Annotated in this window: 15 protein-coding genes; 7 read left to right on the forward strand and 8 right to left on the reverse strand. The window is 36.1% G+C overall.

The window, feature by feature from the left end; all coding sequences use genetic code 11:
- Nucleotides 1–153: 153 nt before the first annotated feature.
- Entirely contained in the window at nt 154–1,866 is a 1,713-nt protein-coding gene (locus GXZ13_07880; GenBank protein ID NLX75722.1) for an N-6 DNA methylase, read from the reverse strand.
- Nucleotides 1,867–2,135: 269 nt separating this feature from the next.
- Between GXZ13_07880 and GXZ13_07885 the strand changes: the two genes are divergently transcribed.
- The 3 genes from GXZ13_07885 (at nt 2,136) to GXZ13_07895 (ending at nt 4,867) form a co-directional block, all read left to right on the forward strand.
- Nucleotides 2,136–2,474, forward strand: coding sequence for a hypothetical protein (locus GXZ13_07885; GenBank protein NLX75723.1), 339 nt, complete (start codon nt 2,136–2,138; stop codon nt 2,472–2,474).
- Nucleotides 2,467–3,549: a HigA family addiction module antidote protein gene (locus GXZ13_07890; protein ID NLX75724.1), complete on the forward strand. Its 1,083-nt coding sequence runs from the start codon at nt 2,467–2,469 to the stop codon at nt 3,547–3,549. Before GXZ13_07885 ends, GXZ13_07890 begins: the two co-directional genes overlap by 8 nt.
- Before the next feature lie 448 nt (nt 3,550–3,997).
- Nucleotides 3,998–4,867, forward strand: a complete 870-nt coding sequence (locus GXZ13_07895; protein ID NLX75725.1) for a hypothetical protein — start codon at nt 3,998–4,000, stop codon at nt 4,865–4,867.
- Between the two features lie 301 nt (nt 4,868–5,168).
- On the opposite strand, the gene GXZ13_07900 is transcribed toward GXZ13_07895, so the two are convergent.
- Together GXZ13_07900 and GXZ13_07905 are read right to left on the reverse strand one after the other, a co-directional pair.
- Nucleotides 5,169–6,071, reverse strand: coding sequence for a serine hydrolase (locus tag GXZ13_07900; GenBank protein NLX75726.1), 903 nt, complete (start codon nt 6,069–6,071; stop codon nt 5,169–5,171).
- Nucleotides 6,072–6,081: 10 nt separating this feature from the next.
- The gene (locus tag GXZ13_07905; GenBank protein ID NLX75727.1) at nt 6,082–7,677 is read right to left on the reverse strand and encodes a D-aminoacylase; all 1,596 of its coding nucleotides are present in this window, start codon (nt 7,675–7,677) and stop codon (nt 6,082–6,084) included.
- A 91-nt stretch (nt 7,678–7,768) separates the two neighbouring features.
- Between GXZ13_07905 and GXZ13_07910 the strand changes: the two genes are divergently transcribed.
- Nucleotides 7,769–8,713, forward strand: a complete 945-nt coding sequence (locus GXZ13_07910) for a LysR family transcriptional regulator (GenBank protein ID NLX75728.1) — start codon at nt 7,769–7,771, stop codon at nt 8,711–8,713.
- Here GXZ13_07910 and GXZ13_07915 read toward each other — a convergent pair.
- From GXZ13_07915 to GXZ13_07935, 5 genes are all read right to left on the reverse strand, one after another.
- Complete coding sequence (locus tag GXZ13_07915; protein ID NLX75729.1) at nt 8,708–9,670, reverse strand: ABC transporter ATP-binding protein; 963 nt, start codon at nt 9,668–9,670, stop codon at nt 8,708–8,710. The two genes, GXZ13_07910 and GXZ13_07915, sit on opposite strands and share 6 nt — an antisense overlap.
- Entirely contained in the window at nt 9,660–10,664 is a 1,005-nt protein-coding gene (locus tag GXZ13_07920) for an ABC transporter ATP-binding protein (GenBank protein ID NLX75730.1), read from the reverse strand. The genes GXZ13_07915 and GXZ13_07920 overlap by 11 nt, the downstream gene beginning before the upstream one ends.
- 14 nt (nt 10,665–10,678) lie before the next feature.
- A complete protein-coding gene (locus tag GXZ13_07925; protein NLX75731.1) occupies nt 10,679–11,575 on the reverse strand; it encodes an ABC transporter permease in 897 nt (298 codons plus the stop codon).
- A gap of 2 nt (nt 11,576–11,577) precedes the next feature.
- Nucleotides 11,578–12,510: an ABC transporter permease gene (locus GXZ13_07930; protein NLX75732.1), complete on the reverse strand. Its 933-nt coding sequence runs from the start codon at nt 12,508–12,510 to the stop codon at nt 11,578–11,580.
- Nucleotides 12,511–12,594: 84 nt separating this feature from the next.
- Nucleotides 12,595–14,103 carry an ABC transporter substrate-binding protein gene (locus GXZ13_07935; protein NLX75733.1) on the reverse strand — a complete coding sequence of 503 codons (1,509 nt, stop codon included), beginning with the start codon at nt 14,101–14,103 and terminating at the stop codon, nt 12,595–12,597.
- Nucleotides 14,104–14,904: 801 nt separating this feature from the next.
- Between GXZ13_07935 and GXZ13_07940 the strand changes: the two genes are divergently transcribed.
- The 3 genes from GXZ13_07940 to GXZ13_07950 all read left to right on the forward strand — a co-directional run bounded on the left by GXZ13_07940 (nt 14,905) and on the right by GXZ13_07950 (nt 19,032).
- Nucleotides 14,905–15,789, forward strand: a complete 885-nt coding sequence (locus tag GXZ13_07940; protein ID NLX75734.1) for a hypothetical protein — start codon at nt 14,905–14,907, stop codon at nt 15,787–15,789.
- Between the two features lie 513 nt (nt 15,790–16,302).
- Nucleotides 16,303–17,706 (forward strand): sigma 54-interacting transcriptional regulator, encoded by a 1,404-nt coding sequence (locus tag GXZ13_07945; GenBank protein ID NLX75735.1) that lies wholly within the window; start codon nt 16,303–16,305, stop codon nt 17,704–17,706.
- Between the two features lie 159 nt (nt 17,707–17,865).
- Entirely contained in the window at nt 17,866–19,032 is a 1,167-nt protein-coding gene (locus tag GXZ13_07950; protein ID NLX75736.1) for an alanine dehydrogenase, read from the forward strand.
- Nucleotides 19,033–19,040 lie beyond the last annotated feature (8 nt).

Below are 19,040 nucleotides of genomic sequence, written 5' to 3' on the forward strand. Positions count from 1 at the left end.
ATTAGTTAGTAAACTCATCAATATTAATAAAAACTTTCAGAATCAAATACAATTAGCCCTCACTCGCTGTAGGTATAATAGTTGAAGTGCATTAAGAAAAGAAAATTCGGCTCTTCCATTACCAGAATCTCAAAAGATCTTGGGCCAATGTCATCACTTCACCTCCCTAAAAAGCTCTGCCTTTTCTTCCCTAGTACTCGCAAGCTGCTTCATCAGCATCCTTAGTTTCATCTTGTCCTTTCTGAATTTGTCTGCTATCTCTCTTTCCTCTTCCTCTGGGAGTCTAGGAATCATCACTTCTTTTAAGTCCCCTATATTTATAGTTGTAATACCTGTTCCCTTAGATAGCCTTTCTAGCTGGGCTATGCCTCTATCACTTTGTAAGAAAGCCTCTACATATAAAGGATCAATTTTTGACTCATCTAATTCTAGGAAAAAGAGATTTCCAGTGGCTAGAATCTCTCCATCTAGTTTTCCTACACTAGAGACTTTAAAGGGAGCATTCCTTGAGAGGATAATGCTGTTATCCTTTAGAAGGTACTTATGGTACCTCTCTTCAAGATCAGTTAAATAAGGTAGAGTTTCATCAATAAGTCCATCCTCTATGTTCTGCAGTAGAAGATACCTATAGTCTGTAGGCTCCTTACTTATAAGTTCAGATAGATCTCTACTAGATAGGGGTGCACCTCTACTAATATCCTTAACTAGCTCTCCTAGAGGCATTCCTTCCTTTATATCGTCTTTATATTCCAGGTATCTAGCAGGAGAAAGCTCATAGCCCTTATCTGCTATTTCTGCAAAACTAACTGACCTAGATATAGCTGAATCCTTTTCATAAAGCTCAGTGATTCTTGCCACATCCTCCTCTTTTAAAAGGCTAAAGAAATAGCCCACTTTGGTGTATACCTCCCTAGCATCAACCATCCTGACCTCTCTATTACCTTCACTTATAATAAGCATGCTTACTTCAAGCCTTCTACTAGGCAGCATTCCAGAATTTAGCTCAATTACTCCCTCTACAAGTCCCTTCTCAACCAGCCTTTCCCTAATCTCTTTATCAGCAGCATTCCAGGTCCCTCTTTTTCCCATAAGGCAGACAAACCTTCCACCTGGAGTCATAGCTAGGGCCCCTGCTAAAACAAAAAGCCAGTCATGGGTTATGGTCATGGGGGCATTTCTTAAGTACTTATAGAGCTTGGGGTTTTCTTCTACAAACTTAAGGCTATCCCTATATCTAAGCCCCAAAGGAAAGTTTGAAAATATTTTGTTGGCACCCAGTCCACTATAGTCATTAGTAATAATATTGCCTTCTCTAAAGTCTACTTCCCTTCCAAGAAAATAAGCCCTTACCCTAGAAGTAAAGATAGCCTCGGGATTTATATCAACTCCGTATACCTTAGAAACCTCCTGGGACTCAAGGCTATCAAATATAAAATTCCCCTTACCTGAGCCAAGATCCAGTAGCACATCTTCCTCTTCTAGTTTAAGAAGATTTAAAGCAAGCTCCGTAATCCCTCTAGGAGTGGGACTAAGGTCAGTCCTATAGTTGTAAACATCATCAAAGGTAATAGCGGCCTCTAGAAGATCAATCTCATACTCTTCTAGAAGCTGATCAATAAGGCCCATCTTCCTATCTATGTAAGGCTCAAAGACATGTAGTAGGTCTGCCAGCTTGTCATTACTTCTAATCTCTTCTTTTAAATCTACCTTCCTGTTCTTGTACTTAAGTGTGGAGAGAAATGATATAGCTACAATAAACTCATCCCTTCCATTTCCAACCGAGTTATAGGGACTTTCATAATCCTCTCTTAGAGCTCTCACTAGACTGCCCAGTTTTAATTCCTTTTTCCTCTCTCTTGATTCCATTATCTTCCTCCTAAACTTTAATATGGTTATTCATAACTATACCCAAATAATCCATGGTTAAACATAACCATTGATATATTTTCTTTGTCATTGCCTTTTTACCAAGGTTTACTAAAGGATTTAGCCAATAAAAGAGTAAGCTAGCCAATAGGCAAAGACTCTTAAAAAAACTATTATGCTAATAACCTTATGAGATGCTTGCATATAGATCCCACACAATGTATAATTAAATTACCAAAACAGTAATTTATTATACATGGGAGCAGCTGATGCAGATAGAATATAAAAACAAGAAGCTTAAGAACCTATGTACTAATATAAAAGTTGCTAAGAAAGAGCTGCCAAATGTTGAAGCGGAGAAACTACTAAAGGCCATTGGCTTGATCGAAGCCGCTTATTCTTTGCATGATGTCATCAGCTACTCTCCCTTTCACTTTCACAATTTAAAAGGAGATAGAAAGGGAGAGTATGCCATAGATATAAATGGGAGAAGATCATCCTACAGGCTAATCATAAAGCCAATAGATGAGGATGTCCCTGACATTTTTGCAAGTGCTAAATCAATAGAAATAATTATGGTGTGGGAGGTGAGTAAGCACTATGAGTAGTAATAAAACATTATATAAAGATCTAATAGCCTTTCATCCAGGCTCCTATGTTGAGGATATTGTTGAGGATCTAAACATAACCCAAAAGGAGTTTGCCAAAAGATTAGACGCCACTCCAAAAAGTATCAGCAGGCTAATTAATGGTGAAGAAAAGCTAAGCGATGAACTGGCCATGAAGCTATCTAAGCTAACAGGTATGTCCCTGGAAACCTGGCTTAATCTTCAAAAGAAATATGATGCAAAAATACTAGAGATAAAAGAAAAAGAACTTGAAGAAGAAGAGGAGGAAATATGTAGGCAGATTGACTTTAAGTACTTTAAGAATCTGAAGCTAGTAGAAGACAGAAGATTCAAAATTAATGAAAAAATTGAGTTTTTGCGTAGTCTTCTTAATATATCTAGCCTGACCTACCTGACTAAGTTAAACCCTGGAATCAGCTTTAGAAATACAAGCCAGTTTAATGATACATCCGTTATTAATGCCAACATACTACTAGAAATAGCTTCCAACCTGGCTAGAAACAAAACAGATACTAAGCTTAATAAAAGGAAATTAGAAAGATTTCTTCCTGAAATCAAAAAGATGACCCTGATGGACTACCAGGATTTTTCAGGTGTTCTAGAGGAGAAACTCCTAGAATGTGGAGTTATCTTGGTAGCCTTACCCAGTCTTAAGAATGCACAAATAAACGGGGCCACTAAAAGATTTATTAATGGGTCAGTACTGCTAATGATTACCGATAGGAATAAGGACTCAGATATTTTCTGGTTTTCTCTGGTCCACGAAATAGGTCATATTTTAAGCAGTGACTTTTACGACAATGATTTAAGTAATGAGGAATACCAAGAAAAAGAAAAAAGAGCCGATGACTTCGCAAAAAGCTTCTTTATAGAAGACGATGCCTATGAGTCTTTCCTAGCATCAAAAGATTTCACTAAAGAAGCCCTCATTGCCTTTTCTAAGGAGAGTAGCATAGACCCTAGCATTCTTCTGGGCAGGCTCCAAAAGGAGGATATAGTCCCATATGGAACCTATGAAGAGCTAAAAAGAAGGTACTCCATCAACATAAACTAATGAGATAAGAAGTCAATATAATACGGCTAAAGAGACCTTCTCCAGGTCTCTTTTTAAATACCTTATAACTATACTGGTGCTTGAAAATTTAGACGCTATCGGTTAACAACTTCTTTTTCTAAGGGCATAATATATCTAAAAAACAGCTCTTTAAAGCCATAAATTATTGTTTAGTAATATTTATTTATATATAATTAATATAATATTTAGCCCGCAATAATAATTGCAGTTTCTATCGATATAATCCCACTTCTGCTTATATATCACAATATTATGGGTGTCCACATATATAATCCATTCTTTACCCTATTTTTATCCCACTTTATACTATATCAAATTAGACGCCAAGTTTTTTGATAAATTATCAAACTTCATTGATAAAAGCCCTGTTTTGTAGTATAATAGAATCATAGAAAAGCTTGATATTTCAAGGGAAAAGGAGAATTTTATGCTTACAAATTACCTGGTTCTACAAAGAACTACAACGGACTTTGCAGAGGAGTTGCCAAAGGAAAGACCTACTATACACAGGCTGCTAAGAAACCAAATCTTCGATCTGATTAAAAAACACATTCTTGGAGATATGAGCATCGATAGGATCACACTAGAAGTAGACGGAAAAAAAGCTGAATTCTATGGTAAAGATTTTATTAATCAAGAGCTTCAAACAGTCCTCAGAAGTATGAAATATGCCAAATCAGTTGATTTTACTGCAGAGTACTATTATGAAGGTTACATGACATCATCAGATGATATGGACCCAAGACTTTTAGCGGATTATTTATGCCAAGCAGATGAAAGTATTTTGGAGATGGTGCAACACAGCTTCTATATCAAAGATGATTCCCTTGGTGGCGATGATGACAGTCGTCTATACCACTATGGGCTAAGAGATGGCGAGGTCTTTAAAGGTGAAGTTGATCTAGTAATGGCCGACCAACTTCCAGATACCTTTGATTATCATACCTACGATATGGTACTAATACTAGATGAATTCAAGGTCCCTCAAGAAAGCATGCCAAAGGTTAAAAGCTATTTATCAGAGCTAACAAAACTAAGTCATTTTGATCATTATGATATTAAAGGCGATGAAGTGAATTTCTCTATGAATAATGCCAATCTTAGGAATAAAGAGGGAGTAGATAGGTTTATCTACTACACAGCTTCTCTCCACCAAGAACTCCAAGCATGTAAAGATCAAGAAGGCGTTCTAGCTTCCATGGCAAACTTTGTTGACATGAGCCAGGGGGTCCCAAGCAAACTTCTAATAGATTTCGATAACGAGGGCAACTACAGTATAAGCATAGCATCAATATAATTAAAATCCTTTGGATGGGCCAAAAAGGCCCATCCAAAATAAGATAGATTTAGACGCCAAACTTTTCCCTTTTCTATATTAGAGTTTATTTGAGGAGTGGCCCTGCCACTCCTCTTTCTTTTATCTAACACAATATATTTTGGTAATTAAATGGAAATATTTGTCATCATATTTTACCTGAAACAACCCTGCTACTCTTATTAAAATTTTAACTACGGATGTGGGATAATCTATCTATCAAAATATTTATCATAAGAATCTGGACAGGCCTTCACAAAAAGTCCTTGTTTTCATTAACCTTTTAACTTGTGTAAATGTTATATATTTCTTTAGACATCTGAGCTATAAGCTCTTCTCCCACCAAGTTCCATTCATTTGCTCTATACTCTTCATCTTGAGCTGTATTTCCATTATAAAAAACTGCAAGAATATAAGAGCCTTTTTCTGTAAAAACGATTCCCGCGTCATTAGCCACCCTATCCATTGTCCCAGTTTTATGAGCTATTTCTAAGTATTTAGGTAAATATTTAGGTATTCTGGAGTTAGTTTGACATTTGGATAAGATCCCTATCATCTCTTTATCTAACTCTTCTCCCATCCATTTGTTCCTAAACACCTTCTCTAAAACAACTCCTACTTCATAGGGAGAGGTCTCATCATTTTTCTCAACATTTCCAGTGTAGGCAGGAGTATTATTTAGCCATATAGGACCCTGTTTTATTTTTTCTTTTATGTCGTCTCCCTCTTCTAATCCATAACAGAGTGAAATTAATTGAGAACAGTTTAGGTCACACTTTGTATTATTCAAATCAAGACGTTCTACCACATTCTCCTGAATATTTTCAATGCCTAATAGATCAATTAATAGGTCTGTAGCGGTATTGTCTGAAATAATCATCATAAGTAAAGCATAATCTGCAACAGTCAAATTGGCTCCTAAATCAAATTCTTTAAGAACTCCACTCCCCTCAGATTTATAATCTTCTATCAAGGCTATCCTGTCTGCTAGGCTTATCTTGCCCTCCCTTATCTGCCTGAACAACTCTGCTAAAATAAAGATTTTAAAAACGCTAGCAGCGGGAAAAACTTCTTTATCATTATAACCATACTCGCAGCCATTTTTTAAATCTTTAAAATATATTCCCAGCTTTCCCGTTACGCCTTCAGCATATTTTGCGACTACTGCTTTTATTAAGTCAACCATACATCGCCTCCTAAATATTTTTAATTTTGACTACTCTGCCTGGTTTTTTACCCGTCAATTCTTTTTGTGAGTAAACGAGTTCTCCTGCTATATATACTGAATCTAACCCATCTGCTCTAAGATTTGAATCCTCATAGCTGGCTCTATCTACTAATTCATCAAGATTGAGCAGTAATAAATCAGCCCTTAAGCCTTCAGCAATTTGGCCCACATCCTTCAGTCCCCAAAAATCAGCTGTTTTTTTTGTCTGTTTATTAATCGCTTCTTCCAAAGAAAGTAATTTCTTCTCCAAAGCATAATGGCTAATCGTTTTAATAAATGTTCCCCAAGATCTTGGGTGCCCTTTATCCTCCATGGAAACGGGTAAGCCATCTGAGCCCACTACGGTATGCTTATTCATGTAAATTCGTTCAACTTCCAAAGGGTCCATAGCAAAGAAAATTCCATTTCCCCCACCACTGTTTTCTATAAGAAGGTCGAAATAAGCATCAAAATCTGATTTTTTGATACTATTGGCATAGTCTGGTATGAACATTCCTTGTGCGTCAGGTGTATTGGGCGCAGAAGCTACAAATACGCCTTTAAACCCTCCACTATTTTTATAAAAGTTATCATATTTATTTTCCGGAGAATTCATTTCATTTTTAATTACTTCTCTCCATTTTTCATCTGATAATTTCTTTAATAACTCTTCCATGCCATCTGAAAAGTGCCAAGGTGGAATACATATATTTAATGATGTCATGCAAGCTTCATATGGATATACGTCCATTAAAACAGATGTTCCACGTTCATTTGCCTCTTCCACTAATTTGAGAGTATTTTTCGAAAAACCCCAATTGCCTTTTCCGCAAACTTTGTGATGAGATATTACTAATTTTACTCCCGATTTCTCAGCTATTCTAATGGATTCTTCAACAGCTTCTACAACCTTCTCGGCTTCATTTCTCATATGTGTTGCATAGACCCCATCATATTGTTTTACAATTTTACATAATTCAACAAGCTCTTCCTCATCTGAATAAACCCCGGGTACATAGATTAAACCGCTACTCATTCCTCTAGCTCCTGATTTCATTGCCTCACTTAGTCTATCTTTCATCAAATCAAGTTCTTCTGGAGTAGCTTTTCGATTTTCTACTCCCATCACAGAGGCTCTTAGGGTGTTATGTCCAATAAGAAAGACTTGATTCAGATAAAGGTCTTGTTTATTGACAAAGTCTAGAAAAGAAGAAAAACTTGTAAATTTTTCAAAGGGTATTGTATTAGAAATACTTGCAAAGCTAGAAATAGACTTGAATTCATTATAAAATTTTGGGTCTACTGGAAATGGAGTATTTCCGCATTGTCCAGTTATTTCAGTTGTTACTCCTTGAGAAATTTTACTAAAAGAAGGAACATATTCACCTATAGATCTATCACCGTGGGAATGCGATTCTATAAAACCTGGGCAAAGGACCAATCCACTAGCATCCTTTACTTCCTTTGTTCTTTTTCCAATCACATCTAGAACGATTCTTCCATCTTTAACGCCCACATCAAATTCCTTTGCAGGGGCACCACTACCATCAATTACAGTTGCGTTCTTTATTAAAATATCAAGCATAGCATCTCCTTTGAATATTTCAGCTTAATTGATTTAAAGCTGATTGTTTGATATGATTAATTAGATTCTAATATAAAAAAAGGTGTTTATTATGCGTATGGACCAACTATATCAATTTATCATTATAAGTGAAGCGGGGTCTATTACTGCTGCTTCAAAACAGCTTTATATCTCTCAATCCAGCCTAAGCTCATCCATAGCTTCAATGGAAAAAGAGATAGGTAGACAGATTTTCCAGCGTTCTCATAATGGGATCTCTTTGACACCTTATGGATTGAAATTTTATAAGGCTGCAAGGGAAATACTGGATACTTATGAGAATGTGATTAATCTACCAATGGAACTTAATGAGGAACAGCTCCATATATCTTCTCAATTTTTACTCTATGCAAGCTCGATTTTTACCAATATTATTTCAGAGAACAAAAAAGTTATTTCTAGCTTCAAATTCACCGAAAAAACAACCAGCGGTGTAATCAAAGACGTTATTAACAGGACATCGGAAGTTGGACTGATAGTTACTCGGAGCGAACTACATAATCATTATAAACAAATAGCTAAAAATCAAAACCTGGAATATAATGTCATCAATTCCGATGAATGCATTTGCCTAGTGGGACGGGGCAACCCATTATACTACTCAGATGACGAGGATATAACAATGCAACAACTTCAAGGATTTCCGATGATTAAATATGAAATTGATGCTAACTCCGTCGAAAGTAATAAAGAATTTGATATGAACTTCTCATTCCCACACTCTGGTGTTCTAGTAATAAGTGACACAGGTAGTCTGCAAAATATTTTAGCAAAAACTAATGGTTTCTTTATTGGCATACATAACGAGAAAGCTTATAGTACAACCGATTTTTATGATAACATCCGTGTAATTAAATTAAGAGACAAATCATTCACCTATGATACAGCTTGGCTTAAAAAGAAAGACCATAGCTTATCACCGCTTGCTAAAGATTTTTTAAAGCGAATCTACCTAGCTGTTGGAGCTTCTCCAATAAACCTTTCTTTTAACCTATAAATTATCGTGATAGGGGCAAGCACAAAAATGATTTTCATTGACTTCCACTAGTGGAGGGTCTTGTCCCAGACACCCATCTCGAACATATTTACACCTTGAGCTAAACCTACAACAAGGTTTAGGATTTATAGGAGATACTACCTCTCCCCTTATCACTTCTGTTTTCCTCTCACGCATGCTCAGATCTGGCACTGGTATAGCTGATAAAAGAGCTTTTGTATAAGGATGCCTTGGATTACTAAATAACTCCATTGTGGGCGCCTTCTCTATTAATTGCCCTAGATATAATACAGCGATTTCATCAGATATATGTTTTACCACGCTCAGGTCATGCGTAATAAACATATAAGTCAAATTAAGGTTGTCCTGTAAATCCATTAATAAATTCAAAATTTGTGCCTGAATCGATACATCCAATGCGCTTACCGGTTCATCGCAAACTATAAATTTCGGATCCAGGGCAAGTGCTCTTGCTACACCTACTCTCTGTCGTCTCCCACCATCCAATTCATGTGGATATACATTATATAACCTAGGTGCTAGCCCTACAGTCTCCATTAATTCATTTATTCTTATTGTTAAATCCTTCGAAGAGCGGTATGTTTTATTGACTATCATTGGCTCTGCAATTATTTCAGAAACGGTTAGTCTGGGATTTATGCTAGAATACGGATCTTGGAAAATAAGCTGCATATCCCTACGCATCTTCCTCATTTCTTTACTATTCAATTCAGTAATATCTTTTCCTTCAAAGAACACTTCTCCTGAAGTCGGCTCTAATAATCTGAGAATTGCTCTTCCTAATGTGGACTTTCCACAACCCGACTCTCCCACCACTCCTAAAGTTTCTCCCTTGCAAATCTTTATGTTTATATCATCCACAGCATGTAAATACTCCTTACCCACCGGAAAATATTTTTTAAGATTCCTTGTTTCTAACATTGGACTATTTCTCATCAGTAGCCTCCTTGATGCGGCCATTATATAGATGACAAGCTATTTCATGCTCCCCAGATACTGCGCTAATTGGATGCTCCTTATAACAAATATCCATGGCAAATTTACATCTAGGTGAGAAAAAACAACCGCTGGGTAGGTCTGTAGGATCTGGTATTAGCCCTTCAATAGGAGAAAGACGTTTTACTTCTTCTTTTAGATTTGGAATTGAGCCAAAAAGACCTATAGTATAAGGGTGGTGGTTCTTCTCTTCATCAAAAATATCTTCTACCGTCCCTTTTTCAACCAACTCACCAGAATACATAACTGCTACTTTATCGCACACTTGAGCAACTACTCCAAAGTCATGGGTTATCATTATTAGTGAAGTATTAAGTTTATTTCTCAATTCACCTATCATATTTAAAACCTGTGCTTGTATGGTCACATCTAATGCAGTGGTAGGTTCATCAGCTATAAGTAACTCAGGCTCACAAGCTAATGCTATAGCTATAACCACCCGCTGTTTCATCCCTCCAGAAAACTGATGAGGATATTCATTTTTTCTGGTTTTAGGAATGCCCACCAACTCTAATACTTCGTCAACTCTATCTTCGATTTCATCTTTACTCTTTTTTTCTTTATTATGATATATTAAAGCTTCCGATATTTGATCACCTATTTTGAGTATGGGATTCAAAGATGTCATTGGATCCTGAAAAATCATAGAAATCCTTTCCCCTCTATATAGATCCCTTAATTCCCTCTCAGGGACCTTAAGCAAATCCTTTCCATCGAAAACAATCTCACCTTGCTCAACCTTACTTACTTTTTCAGGTAATAATCCTAATATAGATAATGCAGTGGTAGTTTTTCCAGCTCCAGTTTCTCCAACAATCCCTATGGCTTCACCCTTTTTTAAATCAAGCGAAATGCCATTAACAGCGTTGACTATTTCTTCGTTACTTTCATATACAATCTTTAAATCCTTTATCGTAAGCAATTTTGCATCCATATTTCTCCCTCCATCTAATCTCTCAGCCTAGGATCCAAGGCATCTCTTAGACCATCACCCAATAGATTGAATGAAAGAGCAGCAAGAATTATACAGACACCAGGAAAAATCATTAAATATGGAAATTGCCTCATAAACTCTCTTGATTCAGATATCATAGCTCCCCATTCAGGTCTCGGAGGCTGAACTCCCATTCCTATATAGCTTAAACCAGATGCCTGTAATATCATGCCTGATACACTAGATGTGGTTTGAACAATTATAGGACCTATAGCATTAGGTAAGATATGTCTTAGTATTATCCTTCTATCACTGGTACCACAAGCTCTAGCGGCCTCAACATAATCGGATTCTACAACGGTTAGTATAGTAGACCGAATTAAGCGAACAAAGCCAGGTATTGAGGCAATTGTTATGGCTATTAAGAGGTTTACCATGCTGGCCCCTAGTGCGGCAACTATGGCCAAAGCCAACAATGTACCTGGAATTGCTGTAAACATATCCATTATTCTCATAATAACATTATCTATGTGGCCACCATAGTAAGCTGCAACAGCTCCCAAAACTCCTCCTATTAAAAGAGAAAAGCTCGCTGTAAAAAGACCTATAGTTAAAGAAATCCTCGCGCCAAAAACTATTCTTGCAAATAAGTCCCTACCATAATTGTCAGTGCCAAACCAATGTTCTTTTGAGGGTGGTTGAAGCCTTATAGCTACGTTTTGCTCAGTAACAAGATGTTCTGATGTTATAACATTAGCAAATATTGCAAACAGAGCCAAAACAATTATAATTATTAACCCTACAACAGCTCCTGGGTTTCGTATCAGCCGTTTCCATATATCCAGCAACTTATTTTCTTTCTTACCATATTGCTTATTGGGCTCGGTATTCAAATTCTCATTTTTGCTCATAATTACCTCGAATACTTTGCTTTTATTCTTGGATCTACAAAAGCATAAAGTAGATCCACAAAAAGCATAATAATTCCAAACATAAAGGCTAGAAATAACGTTGCAGCTAGCACACTCGGGGTATCACGCTGCCTAATTCCTGTAACTATCAAGGTTCCCAAACCAGGCATAGAGAAAACAGATTCAGTGATTACCGCTCCACCTAACAGACCCCCGAAAGAAGTGGCAGTAATAGTTATTATAGGTAATAATGCATTTCTAAGAGCATGCTTAAAAACTATTACTCCATTAGGAACACCTTTAGCTTTAGCTGTCCTTATATAGTCCTGCCTAATCGTCTCTAGCATTGTTGACCTTGTCATACGCAACTGACTGCCAGCATAGGGAATCCCAAGTGTAACCATCGGAAGGATAAAATTCCTCCAGGAATCTATCCCATTAGATGGCAAAATACGTAGTTTTAGAGAAAAAATAAATATTAGCATCATTCCCAACCAAAAGGGAGGAATTGCAGCAGCTAACATAGCTGTAATTCTAGAGAAAGTATCAATGTGTGAATACTGCTTTACAGCAGATAGAACCCCTAACGGGATCCCAATTACTGTGGCCATTAACATTCCGTTAAAAGCAATTTTAAAGCTAGTTCCAGCCCTAGCAAAAACATCATTAAAAACTGGCTGACTCGTCCTATATGATGTGCCAAAATCCAGCTTAAAAACTGCATTGTAAACATAGTTAAAAAATCTAGTAAAGAACGGTTCGTTAACACCTAATTGCTCATTAAGCTTATCAACCGCTTCCTGAGAAGCATTTTCTCCTAATATCATTCTCCCAGGATCACCTGGTTGGATTGCCATTATTGTATAAATAATAAAGGTTACTCCTAGGAGAACAGGAATTAAGAGAAGCAATCTTTTTAAAACATACCTAGACATAAAATACCTCTTATCTTACTTTTAAGTAATATAATGAATAAAGGAGTCGATGCCAGTCGACTCCCATATGAGTATGGAGTTAGCTTATTCGTTCCAACTCATCTCAAAGATATAATAAGGATGCCCAGAGTTTAAATGAGGATTAGCATTAAGATCCTTATTCCATACCCAAGGTATTTGTTTGTTAAAGATTGGAATATTTGGACACTCATCATAAATTATATCTATCACTTGACTATAAAGTTCTTTTCTCTTTTCTTCATCTAATTCTTTTGCAGCTTCAGCGAACAAGCGTGTTACCTCAGCATTATCATAGTTCGCCATATTATCAGGAGTATAATGTGAAGAATTATAAGCAAAATCAGAAGAAAATCCATTACCCATTGTACAAGTTATGTAATTATGCTCTGTGGCATCAGCAACTGCTGACTCAGACCCTTCTAACTCTACTTTTACACCAATTTTCGCCAAGCTCTCTTGCCAAACCTGAGCATATTTCTCATGGTATGAGCCACTTATAACCGTCATCTTACCTAAATCAAGCCCATCAGGAAATCCAGCTTCTGCCAATAGTGTTTTTGCCTTATCTAAATCGAATTCATATCGATTATAGAACTGTTCCTCACTAACACCGAAGGCACTTGGATTTGCCATTAAATAAGTAGGCGCTGCCAGCCCTTCATAGGCGATTTCTATCATTGCATCTCTATCAGTTGCATAGCTAAGTGCCTGTCTTACAAGTTTGTTATCTAGTGGTGCAACCTTATTGTTCATAAGGATATTTGCTGTATGGAATGTTGCAGTCAAGCTAGTGTTAAAATTCCCAGATTCCTCTAATGGCTTAAAAGCAGATACATTATAGCAGAACATAAAGTCAATATCCCCGGATTCTAAAGCCACAACCGCAGATGTTCCTTCAGTTATTACTTGGAAAATTGCATTCTCAATGGAAGCTTTTCCTCTCCAATAATCATCAAAGGCCTTCATTTTGCATTCTGTGTTCAAATCAATTGAGACTAACTCATAGGCTCCAGTTCCACATTCAGTAGTTAAAAGAGAGTTTTCACTGGCATACTTCTCGCTGACTATAGGTATGTATTCCATATATGAAACAAATGGTGCGAAAATTTCTTTAAGTGTAATCTTAACCTCGTACTCATTAATCTCTTCAACCTTAGCAATAGGCGCATAATATGTCTCTAAAGTTGGCTCTGATATAGCTCTTTCAAAGGAATAAACCACATCTGATGCAGTCATTTCTTCGCTATCATGGAATTTAACACCCTCTCTTAACTTAAAAATATATTCTAATCCATCATCAGAAACAGACCATTCTGTAGCTAACACAGGCTCAATTTCGCCTCCATCATTCACATAAACTAAGCTTTCATAAAATTGATTAGATAGATACATGTTAGTGTATGCATTTGCACCTGTACCATGTGGATCCAAAGTAGTCCACACGCCCTCACAGTAAACCCTAACTGTATCTTTATCCCCCTCAGTTCCTATTTCTTTTGAACCACCCGAGCATGCAGTAACTACCAACAACACTACCAAAATCATCAACAGAATTTTAAAATTCTTCTTCATTCTAAGCTCCCTTCATAAATAAATTCATACCAAAAGCCAGTTTTAAAACCTGTTTCTTTAAAACAAGTTCACAAACATCAACTTATAATAGATTATATCATGAAATTTTTGAACTTAGTATTTCGATTTATCGTTGGTAACTATCGTGTTTTTATATATAACTATAATATAGTTTATCATCAAATTGACAAATATATATCACCGTTTTATTTTATCTACCTACCCTTATTTTACTATAAGTTTTCTTCACCCTTTATTTTCGGAACTAACTATTGTAATGCTCTTAGCATATACACAACTACAAAATTGTTTAAAATATCTTTAATCATGTTTTCTATCATACCTGATACATGGAAAAAAGGCTCCTTTAATTTTCCAAACATTTTTATGTAAATCTCCTTATAAGACCACTACTGAAATTCGCATATATGAATATACAAATTGAAACAACTTTATTTGGGAATTAAAAACAAAATAAATAATAGCAGTATTTGTCTGTGGTAATTTAATAATACACAGTGCATTATCTAATTGCCAAAAACAAAAAACAGTATTGCTCCCCGCGAAACCTATTAAACAAATCAATTTGCTTATTCCATTCCTATAACAAAAACGCCCCTTTACTGTTTAATAGAGTTAGTCTTAAAAATTGTTTCCTTTTGAATATCTTTCATGCATTCAATCGATCAAAAGACCCTTAATTTGTTTTTACTTCTCATTTTAGATGCTGTAATATTTTATTGGTAATATTTTGTTATACAATTGATAAAAATAAGAAATATCAAGGAAAGAGGGAACTATATGTCTGCAACATTCTATGTATTACAGACCACTAAACTGAATTTAAAAGAAGCTAGAAATAGTGGCTCGGTTGAGCTAATTGATTTAGTTAAAAACCAGATCCTTGGTTTACCTAAGGCCTATGCAATTGACTTTTTATCATTAGAGTTAGATGGTGCTACTTGGCCAATAGATGATGAAGCACCTCTTAAAGAAGTACTTCAAAATTTTATTATAGAAATAGATAGCAGTGATGAGCTTGTTCTAGAGACCTCCTTTGTCACCGAAAGAAATTATGAACAAGCTAATGATAAGAAAACTAACTTCAGATACGGACCTGCCCCAGCTGATAGCCCCCTCCACTTATCCGCTTATCTTGAAGAAGCTAGCGATGATATCCTAGCCAGCATAGAGCATAGCTTCATCATAGAAGATGAGCTGAGTAACCTTGATGACAACAGCCTAGTTTATTACTATGGCTTTCATGACAATAAACCCTACAGAGGTCTTGTAGAAGAAGTAGAAATAGAAATTAAGGAGCTAGTAGATTTTGAACTCAGCCCACTTGATATGACAGTATATATTGATGATTTTAAGGTCACAAAAGAGGGCCTACAAGTAATTAAGGACTTTGCAGATAACTACAAAGACTGCAGCCAATTAGACGCAGAAGGCGGACTAGTTCACTACTATCTAAATGGCCCAGAAATCACCACTAAAGAAGAACTGGAAAAATTCATTAGTTTAGTTTCTAAGCTACTAGTAGACCTAGAACCCTTTAGAAACCAGGAAGAGATCCTAATCATAAGCCCTATCTTCATAGACCTAACCTGTGAGCTACCAAAGAAGGTAAGAATTGAATTTGATGATAATGAGGGCCACAAATTGTTTTTAACTAGTCTATAAAAATACCACATTAATACCAAAGATTATCCTAATACATCCTATAGAGCTTTCATCTAGACTTTGACAGTCATAAGTCTTAAAAAGTTTCCTCAAACCCTGCAATTCCAAGGGTTAGGGAAGCTTTTTTTATGTGTAAAGATGTACTACTACAGCTAAGCTTTCACACTAGATTACATACATTTTATCTCTATTATAATTTTGAAGCCTTTGCCTAGGCCTATTCCTACTGCTTTTATCTCTCACATATGAAAACATGGTGGTAAATCTCTCAGTTATTTGGCCCAGCTTTTTATCCGCTCATCCTATTGTGTTTTTGGCATATACTAACTCACAAACACACACAAACTTTATAAGCTGTTTTGCATGCATGCAAACAAATAAAGCCTACTATTACCATATATGATAAACTAATATAAATTAGATAATCTAATTGGACCCTTTTAATTTTCAGTTATTAAATCTACCCTTGCCATAACCCCTTACCCTGAATTTTTATGAAAGGATTAGTCAATAATGAAAAAATATGATTTTCTTGATGAAATGGAGTATATTGATGGAATTACCATAATTAATGAAGCAGGGACCATCTTGTTTTCCGTCAAATTTAACCCAGATTTAAACCCTAAAGCAACAAAAGAAGATGAAATAATTGGAAAAAAACTTTCAGAGGTATTTACAAATTTAAGCGAGGAGTCAAGTACTCTTATGACCTCTATTGCACTCGAAAAAATAATTAGGACAAGAAAGCAACTATTATATAATTTCAATGGGACCTTTGAGGACACCATGAATATTTCTATCCCAATAAAATCGAATAATAAGGTAGTAGGGTCAATAGAACTATCTAAATCCCTACTACCAGACAAGTTAGAAAATGCCCAGTATAGAAAACTAAAGCCTGAAATATTTAAAAAGTCAAAAGGGATTGAAACCTTTGCAAGTAACCGTGCCCATTACACTTTAGATGATATTATTACTTGCTCTGACAAAATACTTGAAATCAAAAGACAAATTGAATTATCATCCCAAAGTTCTTCCTCGGTATTCATATACGGAGAAACAGGCACTGGTAAAGAACTATTTGCTCACTCAATACATAATGCCAGCAGTAGACGGGACATGCCATTTATCCCAATTAACTGCGCTGCAATACCTGAAGGTCTCCTAGAGAGTATTCTATTTGGAACTAAAAAAGGAAGCTTTACAGGTGCTGTAGATGCCGAGGGCTTATTCGAAGTTGCTGAGGGCGGTACAATTTTTTTAGATGAACTAAATACAATGCCCATTTCACTACAATCAAAGCTCCTAAGAGTGTTAGAAGATGGAAGAGTCCGCCGCATAGGAGGAACTGAAGAAAAAGATTTCAATGTTAGGATTATTTCATCTAGTAATGTACCAATTCAAGAATGCATTAATAACGGAACTATAAGAAAAGATATTTATTACCGTCTATGTGTTTTTAACATTACAATCCCTCCATTAAGGGAGCGCAAAGAGGATATTGAACTACTATTTAATTACTTTGTTGATAAACTAAATACCTATCTTAATAAGAATGTTGAGGGTTTATCTAATGAAGCATATCAGCTCCTTAGAGGTTATGATTGGCCAGGCAATGCTAGAGAGCTCCGCCATCTCACTGAATATGTAATGAATCTGATAGATCCTAATGAAAAAATAATCGATGTTCAGCATTTTAGAGATAAAATTAACGAATTAAAATCTATCGATAACCATGTATCAGATAATACCGCCCAAGTTTCGGCACTGGTGCCACAATTAGAATCACTTGAAATTAAAATTATCGAAGCCGCCCTTAACAAACATAATGGCAATATTACTAGGGCAGCATCAGATTTAGACCTACCCAGACAAACCCTACAAAATAAAATTAAAAAGTACGAAATTAACCTATAATCCCTATGCCGGTTTTTGGGCACCACTGCCCAAAACTCACTTTTACCATATTTTTATCCAATTCATTCACATATTTTTATGCTAAAAAGGACCTTTTTCGGTCCTTTTTTATATTTCTTTTGGCATGTAAGTTGCTATAAGAATAACAGGAGGTAGATTATGAAATTTGGAGTGTTAAAAGAAATTAAAGAGGGAGAATTCAGAGTAACCCTCGTTCCATCAGATGCCGCAACATTAATACAAGATGGCCACCAAGTATACATACAGAGTGGCGCAGGTGAAGCTGCTGGCTTCCCAAATAAGTTATATGAAGAGGTTGGCTGTACTATACTAGCAAATATGGAAGAAATGTATAAAACTTGCGACTTCCTTGCTAAAGTCAAAGAAATCGAAGCAGTTGAATACCCACTTATTAGGGAAAACCAAATTATCTATTGCTGCATTCACCCTGCTTCTCACCCAGAAGAAGTTGATGCCCTACTTAAAAGCAAATGTATAGCTATCACCGCAGAAGATTCTCACCGCTACGGTTCTTTAAACTGTGAGGCAGCAGGAAAGCAGGGAGCCCTATTAGGACTCTACCATATGCAAACCCTCCAAGGAGGAAAAGGAAAATTCGTAAGTGGCCTTGCCGGATCACCTGGAATAAATGTACTTATACTAGGAGGAGGACTGGTTGGCAAATCTGCGCTTCGCGTTTTAGAGGCTCTTGGTGCCTGGTGTACTGTAATGGATATTAATGTAGGTACTTTAAAAAACCTACAGGAATTATATGCAGAAAGAATAAATACTCAAATGTCCACTCGTGAAAATATTAGACGACTTCTTCCACAAACAGATTTAATAATTAATTCTGTCAAATGGCCTAAGGGAAATACCGATTACTTAATAACTAGAGATATGCTAAAACTAATGGAAAAGGGCTCAGTTATAGTAGATATTGCCAATGATTCCCCAGGTGCAATTGAATCTTTTAGAGAGACAACCCACGAAAATCCAACATACATTGAAGAGGGAATAGTCCACTACGGCGTCAGCAATATACCTTCACTAATTTCCAGAAGTGTATCAGAAGCTCTTTCCGGATCCATACTACAGCATTTTAGAAATATTATGAATTTAGGTCTTGAAGAAGCACTAAGAAGAGACGGATATCTCAGACGAAGTCTAACAGCATATAAAGGTTACCTAACCCACGAAGAAACCAGCGCAGTACAAAATAAACCTTGGATACAACCTGAAGTAATACTAGAACTCAGCAATAAACATCTAGATCCAGCCCCACCAGCAACTGTATCAAAATCCGATTTTTTCATCAAATTATAGGAGGAATT

It is taken from the genome of Synergistaceae bacterium (assembly GCA_012728235.1).
GTDB lineage: Bacteria > Synergistota > Synergistia > Synergistales > Synergistaceae > JAAYFL01.